This window comes from Longimicrobium sp. (genome assembly GCA_036389135.1).
Classification (GTDB): domain Bacteria; phylum Gemmatimonadota; class Gemmatimonadetes; order Longimicrobiales; family Longimicrobiaceae; genus Longimicrobium.
Genome location: DASVQP010000119.1, coordinates 1 through 18,858, shown reverse-complemented (window position 1 = coordinate 18,858; position 18,858 = coordinate 1). Strand labels below are relative to the sequence as shown.

At 66.7% G+C, this 18,858-nt stretch carries 10 protein-coding genes and 1 riboswitch; of the genes, 7 read left to right on the top strand and 3 right to left on the bottom strand.

What is annotated here, in order from left to right; translation table 11 throughout:
* The first annotated feature begins 84 nt into the window (after window positions 1-84).
* Window positions 85-3,621 (top strand): CHAT domain-containing protein, encoded by a 3,537-nt coding sequence (locus VF584_24180; protein HEX8213296.1) that lies wholly within the window; start codon window positions 85-87, stop codon window positions 3,619-3,621.
* A gap of 704 nt (window positions 3,622-4,325) precedes the next feature.
* Here the strand turns inward: VF584_24180 and VF584_24175 are convergent.
* Window positions 4,326-5,432 (bottom strand): ATPase, T2SS/T4P/T4SS family, encoded by a 1,107-nt coding sequence (locus tag VF584_24175; protein ID HEX8213295.1) that lies wholly within the window; start codon window positions 5,430-5,432, stop codon window positions 4,326-4,328.
* A 552-nt stretch (window positions 5,433-5,984) separates the two neighbouring features.
* Between VF584_24175 and VF584_24170 the strand changes: the two genes are divergently transcribed.
* From VF584_24170 to VF584_24145, 6 genes are all read left to right on the top strand, one after another.
* Window positions 5,985-6,824 carry a hypothetical protein gene (locus VF584_24170; GenBank protein ID HEX8213294.1) on the top strand — a complete coding sequence of 280 codons (840 nt, stop codon included), beginning with the start codon at window positions 5,985-5,987 and terminating at the stop codon, window positions 6,822-6,824.
* The gene (locus VF584_24165; protein HEX8213293.1) at window positions 6,824-7,552 is read left to right on the top strand and encodes a M23 family metallopeptidase; all 729 of its coding nucleotides are present in this window, start codon (window positions 6,824-6,826) and stop codon (window positions 7,550-7,552) included. The genes VF584_24170 and VF584_24165 overlap by 1 nt, the downstream gene beginning before the upstream one ends.
* Window positions 7,553-7,680: 128 nt before the next feature.
* Window positions 7,681-11,763 (top strand): hypothetical protein, encoded by a 4,083-nt coding sequence (locus VF584_24160; GenBank protein ID HEX8213292.1) that lies wholly within the window; start codon window positions 7,681-7,683, stop codon window positions 11,761-11,763.
* Window positions 11,760-12,089, top strand: a complete 330-nt coding sequence (locus VF584_24155) for a hypothetical protein (protein ID HEX8213291.1) — start codon at window positions 11,760-11,762, stop codon at window positions 12,087-12,089. The genes VF584_24160 and VF584_24155 overlap by 4 nt, the downstream gene beginning before the upstream one ends.
* 319 nt (window positions 12,090-12,408) lie before the next feature.
* On the top strand, window positions 12,409-14,649 hold the full coding sequence (locus VF584_24150; GenBank protein HEX8213290.1) for a hypothetical protein: 2,241 nt from the start codon (window positions 12,409-12,411) through the stop codon (window positions 14,647-14,649).
* Between the two features lie 70 nt (window positions 14,650-14,719).
* Window positions 14,720-15,211, top strand: a complete 492-nt coding sequence (locus tag VF584_24145; protein ID HEX8213289.1) for a hypothetical protein — start codon at window positions 14,720-14,722, stop codon at window positions 15,209-15,211.
* Window positions 15,212-15,343: 132 nt separating this feature from the next.
* Here the strand turns inward: VF584_24145 and VF584_24140 are convergent, their stop codons facing one another.
* Both VF584_24140 and VF584_24135 read right to left on the bottom strand, forming a co-directional pair.
* Window positions 15,344-17,164: a hypothetical protein gene (locus tag VF584_24140; protein HEX8213288.1), complete on the bottom strand. Its 1,821-nt coding sequence runs from the start codon at window positions 17,162-17,164 to the stop codon at window positions 15,344-15,346.
* Window positions 17,165-17,311: 147 nt separating this feature from the next.
* On the bottom strand, window positions 17,312-17,998 hold the full coding sequence (locus VF584_24135) for a sigma-70 family RNA polymerase sigma factor (protein ID HEX8213287.1): 687 nt from the start codon (window positions 17,996-17,998) through the stop codon (window positions 17,312-17,314).
* A gap of 106 nt (window positions 17,999-18,104) precedes the next feature.
* Window positions 18,105-18,179: riboswitch (cyclic di-GMP riboswitch) on the bottom strand.
* Window positions 18,180-18,858 lie beyond the last annotated feature (679 nt).

Below are 18,858 nucleotides of genomic sequence, written 5' to 3'. Positions count from 1 at the left end.
TTCTGGTCCACCGACTGCGCGACCAACGTCATACCTGGACCCAGCCTGCCCCCTTTCTCGATCATTACTCCGGAACACGTGACGATGCACGCTGAAACCGCCCGGATCATCCAGGAGATCGCGGACTTGGCGGACTTCAGCTTGGAAGAGCAGAAGACGGGCTTGGCGGAGATCCTCGGACGCTATCCACAATTGGATGTGTCGGCTCTTCTCTCCGGTTTACAAGCGACAGGTATCGAACTCTTGGGCAACAAAGCTCTCTCATTAAAGGGAGCGTTCCTCCTCGTCGTCCGGGCGCAGATTGAGCGAGCGGTAGAGAGGGCCCCGACCGAAGCACACTTCGAACTCCTCGCCCGGGTGTTCCCTCCTTTCTTTCGAGTTCGTGGTACCAAATCTTTCGTGTCAGCAGCACAGGTGCTTTGCGACGCGTTAAATGAGCGGAAGGATTTGTTAAATGAGGCATTTCCACACGCAATTGACATTCACATAAAAACGTTGTACGGGATCGAGCCGTGCCCAACGCCGCCGAGCCGGAAAACGGTACTCAGTTCCTTCGGCGTTGCCGTGATAAGATGGTGGCTCAAAGACTCAGAATATGCCGGCAAATGCAGGGTGCTTATGCTGTTTGCACAAACACTGCTAGGTTTTCGTCATGGGAACTACCGCTTCGTGGTGGAAGCAGCGCTCGTTGCAATCCAAGCAGCCATTCAGGTACTCCCGCGCTGGCCTGAATCCCTGGTCTTCAAACTGAGAGGGAGCGCGTACGGGGTTTTAGGGCGGGTATACATGGAGAGATTTCAGGATGGGCAGAATGAGTACGCGCGCGACGCCAACATTGAGCTTGCCGTGTCCGCGTTTCAGGAGTCCATCGCGTCGTTCGCCAGAGTCGCACTCCGGCTCGTTGAGGAGGCCCATGCCCATACAAGTCTCGCTGCCGCCCTCATGGAGCGAACGCTCGGAGATCTGGGTCAGCATATCGAAGATGCCATAGTAGAGGTGAACCTGGCCCTCGGTTTCCTGGATAACGGAGGATGGCGAAAGGAGCATCCGCAGGAATGGGCATACGCGAAGATGATCCGTGGGCTCCTTCTCCTGCGACGCCTGCGCGGAGACCGCCAAGAAGATCATGCCCACGCTCTTGCGGATCTTTCCGCAGCGTTCGAAGAATGGAGTCGGCTCGATCTTTCGGCTTGGGCGGCCGTGACCATGGGTGCAATCGCCGACGTTTTCTCGTCAAGGTCATTTATTGATCAGGATAAAAATGATCTGAAGGATGCGATAAATGCCTACTGGGACGCGACTGAATATGCGATAGCCGCCTCAGATCCTATCCTCGTCGGCATTCACTATCATAAGCTGGCCGAGGCCTGTTTCGAACACGCGCGCCGCCTCGGCGGAGACTCCGAGATGGAAGCCGTCGGCTTCATGTCGTTGAGGCGTGCAGCGGATATCCTGAAAGACAGCGGACTTCGTTATTACCAGGAGTTGATTCGGCTGGACCGTGCCCAGGCACTTCTGGAGTTCGTGGACACCGAATCGATGCCGACATTCTCCCCGATCTACGAAATTGCGAATCTGCTAGATCTGAATCTGAGGCTGGAGGGCAGTGGGCCGGGTTCGTTTTTCGTTCGATCGGCATATCCGCGGGAATGGGCACTCCTGAGAGTAGCCCAGGGCCAGACGTTGATCCGTAGAAACGGGGCCGGTCCCTTTGCTTCGAGTACCGATCTAGATGCTGGCTTTCGAGCGCTGCGCGAGGCGCTTACCGAGTTGACCCCTTTTGTGGACCCATATCAGGCAGGCAGAATCGGGCGCGTGCTTGGGCACGAAGCCAGTAAACACGCCCGTTGGGAGGACGCGTCGTACGGGTTCAGCCAGGTCGTCGATGCCGTCGAGCAGCAGCGACGGCAGGCGACCGACAATGCTCGGCGTGATGAGATCGTCACGTCCGCTCGCGACGCCTACACGAACCTCGTTCAAGCGTATCTTCAGGGCGGACTTCCAGCCGAGGCGCTCGCCACCGCCGAACGCGCTAAGGCGAGGGGGCTGGCCGACCTCCTTGCCAGCCGGGATACCCATCCAGATGACCGCGTCCCGTCGGAACTCGCGGAGAAACTAAACCAGCTTCGCCGCAAAGCTGAAGTGGAACGTCGCAGGGCTGAAAGAGCGAAGGAGACTACCCCCGCAACCCTGCCGTTCCGCTTTTCGCTGTCGCCCGACGAAAGAAGTCCTGATCCGCCTGGAGGGGATGGGGCCTTTGGCGTTAGGTCGTTTATAGCTGCGGTCGAGTCATCCAGACGAGAGCGCATAGCTTCCGAGGAACAATTGCGGACCGGCCAGCCGGCAGTGCCCGATGTGTTGGAGACGATCAGTGCAGAGATCCGCGATGTGATCGATCAGATCGCAGCAATCGACCCCGCGTTCGCCTTGACGCAAGCGGAATCCACACCCCTCACGTCTGACGAGATCCGAGCCCTCCTCCCTGACGAGCATACCGTCCTGTTAAGCCTCTACTTCGCCCCAGACGTACATTATGCCTTTATTCAAACGACCGATGCACCCTCCCCGGTCGTCATTGAATTCGGGAAGGGGTTGGAAAGCCACGTACAGCATTATCTGGAACACTATGACCAAGACAAGCAACTGAGCGATGCCGAGTTCTGGAGACAACAGCTCTCCGGCCGGCTTCGCACGTTTGCCGAGGACATTGATCTGCCTCGCATCCTCGAAGCGATGCCCGAGCATGCTGATCGCTTGATCATTCTGCCTCATCGCTTTACGCACCTCCTCCCGCTCCACGCTTTGCCTCTTCCGAGCCGCGACGGTCGCTGCCTGCTGGATCGATTTCCGAGAGGGGTCGTGACTGCTCCATCGGCTGCGCTGCTCCATCTGACGGGACAATTATCTCGAACGGCTGTCGATTCGCTCGTGGCCCTACAGAACCCGACTGGCGACTTGCCGTTTACGGCTGCGGAGGTGACGGTTGTCGCAACGTTTTTCCCCAAGGCCACGATTCTCACTCACGAAAGGGCTACCCTCGGCACCTTCACCGGATCTGACGGACTTCTCGGCGCCCATGTCCTCCATTTCGCGTGCCACGGGACGTTCGACCGGGGCGCCCCTCTGAACTCCGCACTCTTACTCGCTGATCACGAGCGGCTTACGCTCGCCGATATATTCTGGCTTAACCTTTCGACCTGCCGGCTCGTCGTGCTATCTGCCTGCGAGACAGGGTTGACGGATTCAGCGCGTGACACCGAGGAGTTCATCGGACTCCCCAGTGGATTTCTCTTCGCGGGCAGTTCCGCAGTGGTAAGTAGCCTCTGGGTCGTCGACGACCTTTCCGCCGCTTTGCTCTCCATTCGTTTCTACTCACTCCTGAAAAGCTTCAGCACGCCTGCGGCGCCATTCGCCGTCGCCGAGGCTCTGGGGCAGGCGCAGCGGTGGCTGCGCGACGCGACGCGGGCCGAGGTCCGCTCACTCATCGAGCACTTGCTGGACGATGAGAGCTTATTGTGCGCCGCGATGAGCGACATTTTGCGGGAGTTGTCTGGCCCGGACGACGAGCGGCCCTTCGCCACACCTGATCACTGGGCTCCTTTCGTCGCCTTGGGCAAATGACATCTGACCGCAACCGCCTACGCCGCGCATGGCACGAGCCAGGGTGCCTGCTGCTTTCATCACCTCCGGCGCGAGCGCCTCGGACGCACGGGCCGGGTACTGTGGCGAGCGATCTCTAGCACACCGAAGAGGAGGTCGCGGCCATCTTCGCGGCCCGGCACTACGAAGACGTCGATCCCCGGATCGCGCTGGCGGTCGAACTCGGAGCGAGGCGCGGCTGGGTCAGGTTCGTCACCTGAGACGCACCTACAATTGTCCAGTGACACCAAGTTTTAACCAGTCGGGGGACACGAAGATTTACGCAGCTGCCTCCTCGGGAATTCGGGTTTCTTCAGGGGAGCCCTCTACCAGAACCGGGCGGTGCTGGCGCCTCTGGTGGCCCTCTGGGGAATGCCCGGTTCCACCTGGCTGCTCCGCGAGGACGAAGAGTTCTTTGCGCCTGCCCCCCCCCCCGCTCACAGGCGAGCGGGACGCGGCCCCGTCCGCGGTGGGAGCTATCCGGGCGCGGCTCGCGGCAGCCGCCGTGGACAGCGACACGGAGGTGGTGGACGCGACCAGAGCGGGTGGAAGACCCCACCAGATCTGTGACTGCACCTTAAGCCTGTCCGCCACCCGGTCGCGACCCGCGGACGGGTGGCGGGCGGCGATCCGCGCGATCTTGAAGCAGCTTGCGGTGATCGCCGGTGAAACCGGTTGGGCTGGGGTCAGTAGGATCCTGCCATTGCGGCGCGCAGCTCGCTCCGCAACTGGTCGGGGTCATTCGAGTGCATGAACGCATCTTCCTCCCGCACCTCCCCCCGCACGACCAGCTCCGCGAGCGACCGCTCCAGCGTGACCATCCCGGATGCGCGGTCGTTCATGTCGCTCCGGAGCGAGACGAGGTTCCCGTCACGGATCTTGTTCACCGTGGACGTGGTGCGGTGAAGCACCTCGAAGGCAGGAAGGCGGCCCTCGCCGTCGGCCCGTGGGACCAATGCCTGCGCGATCACCGCGCGGAACACGCCCGCGAGCTGGCGGCGAGTCGCGTCTTCTCGCGCGGCCTCGGGGAGCCCCAGCAGGCGCCCGAGCCCGCTCGCCACGGAGGACCCGTGCCCGGTCGAGAACACCAGGTGCCCCGTTTCGGCGAGACCGAGCACCTGGGCGAGCGTCGCCGGATCTCGTATCTCGCCAACGCCGATGACGTCGGGATCCTGGCGGAGCCCGGATCTGGTCGCCGCGGCGAACGACAGCGTATGCGTGCCGACCTCCCGCTGCGAGACCACGCATCCGCGGTCGCGGGGATAGGCGAACTCGATGGGCTCCTCGATCGTGAGGATCACGCCGGCCCGGCGACTGTTCACCTCGTTGACGAGCGCCGCCATCGTGGTCGACTTCCCGGCGCCGGTCGGCCCGATCAGCAGGATCAATCCGTTGGGCTGATCCACCAGCGCCTGTACAGACGGCGGCAGCCCGACGTCGTCCATCGACGTCGGCGGAGCGGGTACGCGGCGGAACACCGCGGCCGGGCCGTCAAGGTCGAAATAGGCGTTGACGCGGAACCTTCCGATTCCCGCACCGGCGTCGTAGGAGTAGTCGACCTCGCGCTCGGATTCCCAGCGTGCGTGCAGGTGAGCCGGCATGGTGGCCAGGATCACGACTCGCAGCTGATCCGGCGAGATCTCGCACACGTGGTTCGCCTCGTCCCGTTTCACGCGGACGATGCGTCCGTGCGTCCGGATGGTGGGTAGCGCACCCGAGTTCAGGTGCAGGTCGGAGCCGTCGGCGCCAACGAGCGCTTCGAGGTATGCGTTTACTGGGTTGTTCGCGGACATCGTTCCGATCTTGGAGGCAAGGGAGGCGGCAGGCGGGCGTCGTCCGGGGGAAGACACCCGGGGTACCAGCCCATGTACCGCTTACCCGCGCGGACGGTTCGCGCACAAGCCTCCCATCGCGCCCCAGAGATGCCCCTCCACACGTTCACCAGGAAGATCCGGCCCGCCGCGGCCGTGTGCGTGCTCGTCCTCACCGGCTGCGCCGGTCGGGGCGGACCGTTCCGTCCCGCAGAGGCCCCGTACCTCGCACCAGGGCCGCTCCCCAACCCGGATGCCGGGTCGGTCCGCGCCTCGCCGGCGCTGCCGTCCGGTCCCACCGGGCGTGCCGCGTCGCCGGCATCATCCGCTGTTCCGGGAGTGCCTGCGGGCCTGACCGCGGGCCAGGGAACCTCGCGCCTGCCTGGCGCGGGGATGCCGGGCATCGGTCCCGTCCACGGTCTGGTTGTGCCGGTGTCTCTCGGGCCGCGGATTCCGTTGCGCGACGATGTCGCGCTCACGCGAGAGTTCTTCGGCTCGGAACCGGGTGGATCGGTTCCCACCCTGGTCGAGCAGATGCAAACGATCTCGGGTGGGCTCTTCCGCCCGAGCTTCGAGGTGCTTCCCTCCCTGGTCGACTCCCGCCAGAGCGTTTTGCCGGGCAACCCGTCCCCGCGCGACCTCATGGAGTTCGCGCAGGCAGTGCTGCGGACGGCCGCCGAGCGAAACGACCTTTCGCGGTGGGACAACGATGGCCCCGACGGGATCCCGAGCTCGCGCGACGATGACGGACGCCTCGACTTCGTGGTGCTGGTGGTGGAATCGGAGGACGCCTTCCCGAGCGTCACGCTCCGCCAGGATTTTCCGCTCGCCACCCCGGCGGGGCAGGTGAACAGCGGACCCGTGCACATCCTCTCCCTCCCGCGGAGCGAAGTAGCCGATTCCCGGCCGGCGATCGGCCTGTGGCTGGACGGCCTCGGCCTGGATCCCGGGGAGCGGTTCTTCCCGTCCACGTTCTCCCGGGGAATCTCGTCGGTTGCGCGCGTGCGCCTCGGCTGGCTCCCGGTGCAGCCGGTGCTCGCGCCGGGACTGGCGGCGGTGGAGGACGGGAAGGCGCTGCTTTTCCCGCTGCAGGACGTCGGGCAGGGAGCAGGCTTCTGGCTCGTTGAGCGCGCTGGCGACGTGCTGTACGTCTCGCGGGTGGCGCGGAAGTCCGACGGTCACTTCTTTGCGACCGAAGCGCACGCCCTCCGCAGCGGGCAGGGGCAGGTGCTCCCGCTCACGCGCCAGTTCGGCGACCGCGGCCCCCGCGCGGTGGTCCAGTGGGCGGAGGGCGCCGATGCGCCGCGCGCGGAGCTGGTCAGCGTGCCCGTACGCGCACCTGATCCCGTTCCGCTGCGCCGGCCCGGCGCCTGATGATGACGTCGCGCGCAGTGGCGGCCGCGACGGCCGCCGCGGTGGCCCTGGTGACCACGGCGGGCGTGTCGTTCGCGCGGTCCGAGCCCACCGGCGGGTCCGGAGCGGGGGCGGCGGAGATCGCCGCCGCCCGCTCGCATGCGGACAGCCTTTCTCTCCGGCTGCGCCGGATCGAGGTGGCGCTCGGACTGGCCGCGCGTGCCGACTCTGGAACGGCGGGTTTCCACGCGCGGTACGCGAACCTGCGCTCGCGCGAGGCGGAGGTCGCGCGCAGGGCCGCTGCGTGGCTCCGGTTCGTTCCCGCCACCGAGCCGGTGACCGGAGGCGTCGTCACCAGCTCCTTCAGCCCGGGCCGGTACCATCCCATCAAGCTGAGGATCATCCCCCACGTTGGGCTCGACATCGCCGCCCTCCATGGTTCGCCGGTCAGAGCCACGGCCGACGGGACCGTCCATGCGACGGTGAACCACCCGACCTACGGGCTGACGGTGGACGTGGAGCACGGCGGATCGGGCTTCCTGACCCGGTACGCGCATCTCTCCGCCATCCGCGTGAAGCCTGGAGCCAGGGTGCACCGGGGAGACATCATCGGAGATGTCGGCAGCACGGGGCTGAGCACCGGGCCGCACACGCACTACGAGGTGTTCTTAAGGGGCTGGCGACGGGACCCGATCGACTTCCTGCCACCGGGCCGGGTGGCCGCGGACGCCCTCCTGGGGGTGGACTGATGCGCCGGGCACGCTGCGACTCCAGGACCTCTCCCGCGGTCCGCACCCATACGGGTTGCGGACCGCGGCGCATTTCGGGGTGCCCCGTGCGCCCCGTGCATCCCACCCACGTATCGGAAAGGACGGCCATGCGCATTGTTCCCAGCGGGCGCGCCGGATACTCGCTCATCCAGATGATCGGCGCGGTCGTGATCGGCGGGATCCTTCTCGGCATCGTCACGCCGGCGGTCGCGCACGCGCTCCGCGTGCGCCAGGCGGAAGCCGTGTTGGAGCACGACCTTCACAACGCGGCGAATCTGTACGAGATGGCGTACCTCGATCAGCGCCGGTACCCGGACCACTCCGCACTGCAGCCCCACCTCTCGCCCGGCATCGCGGTTGACTCGCAATCGGTGAGCGGCGAGCGCGTCTACCTCCGCCTGCGTCACGTTCCGACGGGCCAGCTCTGCGTGCTCGACTACTCCCGTTCGTCCCCGGTCGCGAGGAACCGGGCTGATTGCTACGGTGGGGGCCAGGCTCGCGACACCGCTCTCGCGCTGACGCCGGAGCCGCCGGGAGCTCCAGGCGCGGACACCTTCGGGATCACTCCGCCGACTCCTCCCGACACGACGGGGAATGAGTTCGCCTTGCGGAGCCCCAGTGTCGACAACCCCGACGCGCAGACCGGCGCGCCGGGCTCGACGTTGACGCAGACCTTCACGGTGACGAACCGGAGCCCCGTCGTTCGCACCTTCCGTTTCGAGGTGGGCAGCAGCAGCCCGGGTACGGTGGCGACGCCGCCGAATCCTCCGGACCTCACGTTGGCTCCGGAGACGCCGACCGCAGTGCGGGTGACCTATACCGTGGCCCGTGACGCGGTGGCGGATGCCTCGTCGGTGATCCCGCTCCGCGCCGTCGATCTCGGGGACGAGAGGTGGAGTGCGACCGGGAGCTTCGCGTTTTCGACCGCGCTGGCTCTCGCCGCGCCGGGCGTCGAAGTCAATGGAGCCCGCACCCGCATGGAGACGGCCGGCGCTCCGTTCGACGTGTCGTGGCTGGTTACCAACCGCTCGAACGCCGCGAGAGTCCTCGTCCTCTCGCTTGCTCGCGCGGAGCCCGCGCACGTGGAGGTGGTGTCGCTCACGATGCAGGGGCCGGTGCCGTTCGGGCCGGGTGAGGCGCGGATGGTTACCGCGCGCCTTCGCCTCGCGGCCGCCTCGGACGGCGGGACGCGGAGCACCGCCACCCTGCAGGCCGAAGATGCAGAAGCCCCGTCCTACAACGCCGCCGCGGGCCTGGGCGTGGAAACGGCGACGGTGCTCGCCAATCCAACGGTCGGTGCACCGGCGGCGCGGTCCGCCGATCCCGGGACCCCGTTCACGCTCTCGTGGGCGGTGCGGAACGAGAGCAACACCTCCCGGTCCTTCCAGATCACCGCCTCGGCAGGCGATCCCGCCCATGTGGAAGTGCTGGGTTCTTCCGGCACCGGCGTGCAAACCATCGGTCGCGGACAGGAGCTTCCGGTGACGGTCACATACCGCGTGAAGAGCGGGTCGGCCGCCGGCCGCGGGAGCGACGTGCGGCTTCACGCTGCCGACCGCGCATCGGCCGTGCACGAGGCATCGGCATCGGTCGCGATCGGCACGAACACCGTGCTGGCGGCACCCGCGATCACGCCCCCGGCAGCGCACTCAGGCAAGCCCGGCGAGGAGTTCGAGGTGACGTGGATGGTCCGCAACGCGAGCAACGCCGACCGCGTGCTGCGGCTCGATGCGACCGCTGCCGGACCCGAGCTCAGCGTCGTCTCGTCCGCTGGCGCCGGCGAGGTGACGTTCGCGGCATTCCAGACGCGCGCGGTCACGGCCCGGTTCCGTGTGCGCGACGACTCGCCGGCCGGCGCTCGCGCCGCACCCGCGCTGTCGGCGACCGACAAGGCGGCGCCCCCGTACTCCGCGCAGGCGAGCTTCGACTTCACGACGGCAGCCGACGTCCGTCCGCCCACGTTGACCGGACCGGCTGCCCGCTCGGCCGATCCCGGCACGGTCACCGTCGGAGTGTTCCGGCTCGTGAACAGGAGCAATCTCACCCGAGCGTTCTCGCTGGTCGCGACGTCCACAGACGCCTCCGTCGTGGGCGATCCTGCCGACCCCGCGCAGGTGAGCGTGGGCGCGTTCGGAAGCGTGGACGTCCGGGTGGATGCCGTCGTTCCCGGATCCGCGCTCGGCTACACCCAGGCAGGGGTGGCGCTGACCGCGGTCGACGCCGGCGCGGGCGCGAACAGCGATGCCGCGCAGTTCGCGGTCACGGTGAACGCTGTCTACCGCGCCCCCTCCGTCACGTGGAAGGCGAGCCGCCTCCTGCGGCCGGGCGAGGCGGCGGTCGACTCCGCCACGGTGGTCAACCGCAGCAACGTGCCCGCGGAGCTGTGCTTCACCGTGGAAACCCAGCCGGGGAACGTGAACGATGGGCTGGTCACGGGACCGGATGTCGCGGCGCCTCCATGCCGGACGGCCGGCGCCGCCGGGACGTCGTCATCCGCAGTCCGGGTCCCGGTCTCGTACTCGGCGTCAACGGATGCTCTGGCCGGCTGGACGAATGTCCTCGCCCTCACGGCATACCAGACCGGTGCGGGATCCCTCTCCGCCTCCGCGCAGCTGACGGTGGAAGCGGACCTCGTGGTCGCGAGCCCGGAGTGGGTCCGGCTTCCGGCGTCGCCCCTCTTCTGGGATGTGGGTGACGAGCGTGTGCTGGGCTACACGCTTCGGAACCGGAGCAACGCGACTCGCAGCTTTTGCGTCGCGATCACCTCGCTCGACGCCACGAAGCTCGCCTCGGTTGGCGCCAGCCCGATCTGCGGTGTTCGGGTTGCAGCGAGGGACACGGTCCGGGTGCCGCACTCCCTTCGCGCAGCCGGCGCGGGGACGGGTCTGCGGGTGGAGGCGGTGGCCTACGACGAAGAGGCTGCTGTGAACCGGGTGGACGGAGGCTTCTACAACGTCATCCGGGAGACGCGTCCGACGGCCGTGTGGGACGCGCCGAGCCCGGTCTACGTCCGCAAGTGGGCAACCTTCGACGGAAGCCGGTCGTGGAGCCCCGTGGGATCGCCGATCGTCCGGTACGAGTGGACCTGGGGGCTGTTCATGCACCAGTGGGACGCTTCGCAGAGTCGGTTCGTCTACACGGGCGCGTGGGAGACCGCGCGCGATGAGGTCGGCACGCCGACCGTAGAGCGCGCGTACGACCTGCAGGGCACGTTCTTCGTGTGCCTCACCGCCGTGGACGCGGCGGGTCGGTCGAGTGAACCGAACTGCCAGCCGATCACGACGTTGCGCCCGACCGCCGCGCGGCTGGCGTGGCGGTACCGTGGGTGGTGGACGGACCAGGACTGGTGCCTGGACGTCTGGTGGGACAACCAGTGTGATGCGGAGCACGGGAACGCTCGCTGGGAGATCGATCTACGGCCCTCGGTGGGCGATGTACCGATCAAGGCTGCCTATGCCGTGATCCGGGTAAAGCTGCACAACACCGACGATCCGGACCGGCCAGCGACGGTGACGTACTCAGGGAACGGCGGCACGACCCCGGAATGGGGGAGCTACACGTTCGGGAGCAATTTCCCCAGCGCCGTCGCCAGAGCACAGGACGGCCGGTGGCGCGTGCTCACGACCACCGGCACGTCCGCCCACGGCTGGCCTTCGAGCCCGAATCTGGCGAACCACCCGCTGGTGCTGAACATCAACCTGGCGAAGGCGACGGGCGTATTCGACGGCGGGCCGCACTGGGTGCCGGACGATGCCTGGATCACGCTGTACGTCCAGGACGCACGTGATCGGTGGACGTCCGTATCGGGCTATCGGAACCACGACAAGGGCCAGTGGAGAGCGGCCTACGACACGACAGTCACGGGTGATGCCGGCCCGACGGCCACGGTGTCGGTCACCGCGACCGGCGAGGGGACGTACGTCGCCGCGGGCGCCGGTGACAGCCCCAGCGGCAGGATCGTCGATTCGTGGTGGGAGATCACGTCCGAGGATCTGATCGAGGGCGGCGCGACGAGCTGGACCACGCGGGGAGCGTCTGTGGACCTGCAGCCATCGCCGTGCGAGCGGGTGACCGCGACGTGGGTGGTGAAGGACGATCAGGGGAAGGTCGGGCGGGGCTCCGACAGCGTGAGCGGGGCCGGCGGCAGCAACTGCTTCGATCCCGGCAGGGGCGGGGAGGTTCTGAAATGAACCAGCACAAGAGTCGGATGCGGAGAGCGATCGCGGTGGTGGCGATCCTCACGGCGGTAGCGTGCCGATCAGACGAGGGGGTGGGACGTGAGGAGAGGACCGCGCGGGTGGGTGAGCTGCTTTACCTGCAGAACCTAATCGCAGATCCCACCGTCAGTGCGAAGATGATGGCGTATTCGACTGCCGTAGACGGCCGGGGGGTGCCGGCGGACTCGGTGCTTTCCGAGCTGCACGCGTGGCTCGAGGCCTGGGCTGCCGCGCACCCGGAAGCTGTCGCGCGAGCGCGGCTGATGCCGCGAACTTCCCTGCCGGACATGGCGAAGTGAGAACGCACTTCGTTGTTGATGCCCCCCAGGCACTTCCGCCTGGGGGGCTTCTTTTCTAGAAGGTTGAAATTCAGCTGTAGCTTCATTGCGAAGGTGTCCTGCCCGGAGAACCGGAAGTCGCAGACAGGGTCGATCCGGCCCCGGCTCTCCGGCGCGAACCGTGCTTCACGTCCCGGCCGCGCAGACGGAGCCGAGTACACCAGCAGAGCTAGGACCGACCACAGTGGCAGGACGTAGAGGCAAGGAGAAGAAGCGCGGGCGCGCAAAGCCGAAGCGGAAACGCTCACCTCCTGAGCGCGGGCTTCCCACACAGCCAGGGATGCCCCCGCTCACGGAGTTCGTGCAGGGAAGGCCGCGGCTCGCGGGACGCACTTCCGACGAAAGGCAGCAGCACCTGCGAGATCTGGGGGAGCGTTTTGCACGGGAGTACAATGCACTGCTGCCGCAGCTTACGGCAACGGTCGCAGGAGCCCATCCACTCCACCTGCTGGCTCTCGCCGGAATGGCCTCGGGGTTCACGCAGAGCCGGCCCGGCGCCGACCGGGCACCCGGCGTGATGCTGCAGGCGTTCTCCGAGGTCATTCAGGCGTTCGCGCTGCGAACCCCCCAGAACGACAGCCAGCGGATCCTCTCATCCCTTGAGATCAAGGAGATTCAGGACCTGGCTGCGGGCGTTAGTGGCGCCTTCCACATGCGGCGGCTGCGGGATCTGGCTGAAGTATCCGGGATCGAGGACTCGCGGCGACTGTTCGTCCGCGAGCAAGCGCGCGCGTCCACTCAGATCACCCGCAATTGGGCGTACCCAGACCAGATGGTCCGGATCTCCCGCGAGCTCTTTGGTCCGCTGGACGACGACTTCCGCGCGCTCTGGGGCACCTCGGCCACTGACCTGATCGATATGCTCCAACAGGTAATCCGGACCATCGAAACGAGGCTCAACGCCACGTACGCGCGGCTACGACCCGCATTCCAGGCGCGCTCGGTCAAGGAGATGTGCACGCGGTACTACGCGGCGTTCCCGGATTTGTCCGATTCCCCGGAGGCGCTTGCCGCCGTGCTGCGGCTCCTGCCACTTGCCCAGGCCCGACTGGCGCTCCTAGACCACGCCGCTCTGCGGTTCCCGGACATCTTCATCCTGACGCTGGACGACTGGATGGACGCGTGCCGTGAGGGCACGTCAAGGGCAGACTTGCAACGGGTCGCCAATGCGTGGTCCCTGGGCTTTGGCGAACTTTCCGCCGCGGACGCGGAGCACGTCTTTCTCGGAAACCCGGTATGGCAGCGACCCCTCATCCGCCCGAACGAGGACGTCTTCTTTCTCCCCAACCCTGCGCTCCTCTACAGCTTCCTGCTCGACATGCTCAAAGGCCTCTTGGCCGGGCAGAAGCCGCTGTTGAAGCGATACGAGGAGAGACGAGCGGGCTACCTAGAGGACGCTTCGGCAAAGCTGTTCACCACCGCGTTTCCCGAAGGCCGGTGGTGGCGTGCCTCCACGTGGAAGGATGAGGACGGAATACAGTGGGAGAACGACCTGCTGATGGTAGTAGACCGGGTGGCGCTCATCGTGGAGGACAAGTCTGGTCAGCTACGGCCGACCTCGCGCCGTGGCGGGGACAAGAGCCTTGAAGACGACATCGTGAAGCTCAGGGCGGCCCCCGCTGCACAAGCGGCGCGCTTCGCAACGCTCCTGAAGGATTCGGGCGGCACGCTGCGCCTCGGGACGAGAGACGGAAAGGTGAACGAGATCGACGTTTCGGAAGTACGTCTGTTCGTCCCCGTCAGCATCGTATTCGATCAGCTGGGGCCGATCGCAACTCAGTGGAATACTCTCCGAGCGGCGGGAATCGTGGCCGAGGATGCTCCCTTCGCGCCGACGATCAGCCTGGGCGAACTGGAGGTTATCTTCCAGACATTGGTACGTCCGTCGGAAAAACTGCACTACCTAATCCGCCGGACGGAGTTCGAGCAGCGCGTCAATTTCTACGGCGACGAAATGGACCTGCTCGCTTTTTACCTGGAGACGGGCTTCAACATTGGAAACTCGGAGTTCGACCCTGCATTCCTCCTCCAGATCGGAGGTCATTCAACCGACACCGTTGACGCCTACTATGGCCGCTGGGCTTCGGGAGGCGCGAAGGACCGTCCCCGGCGCAGGATGTCGGCGTGGTGGAGCGATCTCGTGGACTATATCGAAGCGCACCGTCCACCCATGTGGTCCTTGCTCGCCATCGAGCTGCTTCGCGCGTCCGAAGAAGAACAGCTGACCCTCGAGCGCGGCTTGAGGATCGCCCGCAACAAGGTTCGCAAAGGCCAGGTGCCGGCAGGAACCGACCCGTTCGTCATCCTGAAGAGTGACCCGCAGCACGGGCGAGCACCCATTGCATGCGTCGCCTATCGCGAGGCGGAGGCGGCTGATCGCCACCAGTTGATGGGCCGCGCGGCCGCATCGGCCAGGGTGAACGCGAGAGCGGACCACGCCGTAGTGATTGCTGTCAACGCTGACGAACCGAAGCATCCATGCAATGGGATCGCGTACATGGTCCCGCGCAAACCTCCTTGATGCCCGCGTCGCTACGGTGCGGGCCAGCGCGCGCGGGCCCGCCTCGACAATTCCCCTCCAAGCCATGACCTTGTCTGACGAGCTGCCGGTCGATGAGATCCTCAGACGTTTCGATGTGGCCGTCGCGCGGCTATTTCGCGATGATCAGTATCTCCTCATCCATGATGTATCGGAGCGTGCGGTTACTCACAAGCTCGGCGAGTACCTGCAGCGCCTCTTCCCACATTGGCACGTGGACTGTGAGTACAACCGCAACAGACACGAGCCGAAAAGGGTTCATCTACCGGATCCCGGTGATCAGGAGGCCGAGCGATATGTCTCGATCTACCCCGACATCATCGTTCATCAGCGGGGAGCCAACGATCGCAATCTGCTCATCGTGGAAGCCAAGAAGGCTCGCGACGGAAGGGGGGACGGGGAGGCGCGGGATCGGACGAAGCTTGTCGCATATGCGCGGGAACTCGACTACACGGTGGGAGTCTTCATCGTCTTTCCGACGGGGGAGGGCTGCGATGCTCCGTGCCAGCGCAGCTACTACCACAACGGCCAGTGGAGCGGATAGGGGGGATGCGCCGTGGTTGCGCACCTTGCGGTCGCGCGATCCATCGCCGTGATGGCCCGGCCGCGGCGGGCAGGTAGGTGACGGTCGCGGTTGTGCGCTTCGGCGGCGGCCCGGGGAGCCGAGTCCGGGGCCTTACCGAAGGCGAGTCACACGCACCACCTTGGGCACGCTCGTGACGTTGGTGATGGTCACGGAGACGCCGAGTTCGCCAGCTGCGAAGAGATACAACGCGGCGTAGCTCCCGCGCGCCACCGCGACCGGGTACGTCGCGTTCACGGTGCGGGAGACCTGAAACGGGGGCTCGCGGTCCTGGGGCACCCACGTGCGGAGCTGCGGCAGGCCGCGTGCGGCGGCCACGTCCGGCGCGACCAGGTCGTCGGTCGCTTCCGCGAGGCTCCAGCGGTCGAGCGCGGTCGTGGCGTCCAGCCCCACCAGGCTGGCCAGGGAAGGGAAGTCGTAGCTCGGCAGGGCGAGGGCCTGCTGGTAGAACCGAGTCCGGTTGGTCCCGAGCGGCGCATCGCCCCACTGCTCGCGCAGGAACATGAGGAGCCTGGTGCCGTGGTCGTACGCGCCCCGCCCGCCGCCCCACGGGCTCAGGTCGGGGCGCTCGCCGTACCCGGTCCCGTAGAAATCGGCGTACGGCACCCCTGTCGTCAATCGGTCGTGGCGCGCGCCGGTCGCCTGGCCGGACGCCAGTCTGGCGGCGGTTTCCTGTACCATCTGCGCCCAGCTCTCGCCGATCGCTCCCCAGCCCGGCGCCCCGCGCCCGAAGACGTTCCCCCATCGCCGTACCGCGATCACGTCGTCCGCGTGATGGCCGTACTCGTGGATCAGGTACCCCGCCAGCACTTCCACCTGGCCTTCCGTGGTGGGCGGAGAGTCCGGCCCGAGCGTCGTCGCCACCTCAGAGAAGTGCGGGCACATCGACTGCGGGAGCCCCGCCTGGTCGACCGTGGGCTGCGCCACGCCGGTCCTGAAGATGTGCCACCATCGACCGCCCGCGCCCCGTATGGGCTCGAACGCCGGGTCGAAGACCTCGCGAACCGCAGGTAGCGTCCAGCGCTCCACAATATCCGCCAAGCGGGTCAGACGGGAGCGGGTGGCTTCGCTATTCCACGTGCCCGGGTAGGCGGTCCTCGCGTCGTAGGCGATGACGGTGCGGCCGGACGCGGACTGCGCGGCGACCACGGCGTTGAACGTGGGAACCTGCGAGCGGGGCTCATCGCAGACGTTGCCGTTCGCATACCACTGCGGGCTGCGGAAGTCGACCCATGCGACGGTGTCGCCCGGTGATGCGGTTGCGTACCGCGGGTCGAACGAAGCGGGGTTCGTCTGGTACCAGTCGTCCCCGAGAGTAATGGCGAGCAGCGGCTGCTGCTGCGACGTGGCGGACATCGCCGACGCGGCGCGTCCGGTCGAGAGGTTGCCTGACGGAGCTCCGGCGCTCGTCCACGTGTGCACCGTGAATAGCGGTACCACGCCCGGCGCCTCGGTGATGGACGGGTTGAGCGCGGTGATGACGAAGCTCTGGTCGCCTGCGGGGAACTCCAGGCAAGCGGCCAGGTCGCTGGCGCCGAGGATGCGCGACTCGCCCGGGTGCATGCGCAGCACCGAAGGCACGGTCAGCCGTCCGCCGTACGACGCGGTTCCGGAGGCGATCTGAACCGCCCTGCCATCCACCTCGCACGGTCTTTTCGCCGGCATGGCGAACCGGATCTCGGCGGCCGTCCGAAGCGTCGCTACGACGCCGTGGCCGTCCACGGTGATGCTGGAGGGCAGCAGGTCGAGGTTGATCCCCGTGACGATCCCTTCGCCGCCTGCCACCAGCGTCGCACCGGTGATCTGCGGGGCGTGGGCGGGCGGGCCGCCGTCCGTGGGTTGGCGGTCGCAGGATCCGCAGAACGGAATCGACGACGCGGCGAGGAGCACGCGTGCGAATCTCAGAGCGGTCATTCCTCCCTCTCGCAAATGGGGACGCCAAAGCGCGGCGAGGAAACCCATCCTCGCCGCGTTACATCGGCGGTGTCCGATCATAGCTTGTCGCCCACCCACTTTTCTCCCCCCGGGGTTCGCCCCGCCAGTAGCGGGGCTACGCTGCCGTTACGCCGCGATTAGGCCCGGAAATCTTGCGCCCAGGAGCGTGCGAAGGTCTTCGATCGCGTGGTGGGTGCGGCTTTTCGCCGTGCCGACCGGGATTCCCAGGCGCTTTGCCGCCTCGGTGTGGGTGAGCCCTTCGATGAAGTGGAGTACGGCGGGAAGCCGGTACCGCTCTTCCACCTGCTCCAACGCTTCACTCAGAATCCCCCGTAGCTCGCTCTGCTCCGCCGCTCGGTCGGGTAGCGGCTCCGTGTCGACGGGATCCATGCTCCACGAAGGCTCGGCTTCGGGGTCGACCCCCATGTCGGTGAAGCTCGTCACCCGGCTGCGCTGAGCGCCGCGCGCGGCGTTGATCGCGATCCGCTCGGCGATGGTCTTGCTCCACGTGGAGAACTTTTGCGCCGGGTCGAACGACGTGCGGTTGCGAATGATCCGGATGAAGACCTCCTGCGTCAGGTCCTCAGCCCGCGAGTGGGTCGCGGGATTGCGCAGGAAGAACCGCATGATCTTGGGCTGGTAGCGGTTCACGACCTCGCGCAGTGCGCGGTCGGAGTCCGTTTCAGCATACAGCCTGAACAGTTCCTCGTCGCTCTCCGGGAGCGGGGTGAGCGCGGGAGCGGGCGGGAGCTTGGCGCGCGGCGGTTGCGGGGCGGCCGCCTGGGGGCTTGCACTGGTGTCGGCGGCCTGCATGGGGCCGCCGTCACGCGCCTCCGCGCGTGTCGGTCTTGTGGCCACTGTACTACGCTCCTCGGATTCGGAGGGTGCAGCCGGCCCGTCTGCGGGCCGGCTCCCACTCTTCGGCAACTGGGCTGTCTCGGGGAGACCCCTGGTTTTGCGGACCGGCCTCGCGGCCGGGGTGCTCTTCGGGAGTGGAGATGGATGAAGACGGACCGGCGGCCGGCGGTCCGCGGGGATCACGCAGTTCCCCGCGTGCCTGCGGCGGTTGGGGGCGAGTCGGGCCGATGGTGCTCCAGCGGTGGCCCGCTTGGTGTGGTCCCCAAGTGTGCATCGTGCCCGGGGCGCCCCTGGTGCTTGATACCATCACCTCACCCAAACGGTTTTCACGGTCGGCGTGTCGCGCCACTCGCCGTGGAGATGAGTCGAAACACCGGAGCCACCGTCACGGTGGTCCGTTGCCACCACCCGCCGGAGCGCGCACCGAGTTGGGTCACGATGATCCTCACGATTTGCATGCGCGGAGGCAGAAAAGGCTCGGACTCGCTTCGGGAGCGCACTTGAATATCGACGTTTGTGGTGTGAAGGGGGTAGTCCGTGCGACTTGTCGGGAAATGGAGCAACCGTAGCCGGGAGTCCTCGGCTGGCCTGACCAGAGTGGACAGAGTGCCCGCGCGCACCGAGGAAAACTGCGACGACGACGCCCCTCCCCGTGCGGACTGGCGCGTTCGGTTTCCCCGTGCTAGGTGGCGTGATCCGTGTGCCTAAGGTAGCTTCTCCCTGCGCCCCCTTGGCGCTTTGGAGGGACCACCCACACGAGAGGGTTTAGACCATGCGTACCAAGCTCTTCGCGTCGCTCCTCGCCATCTGCGCGG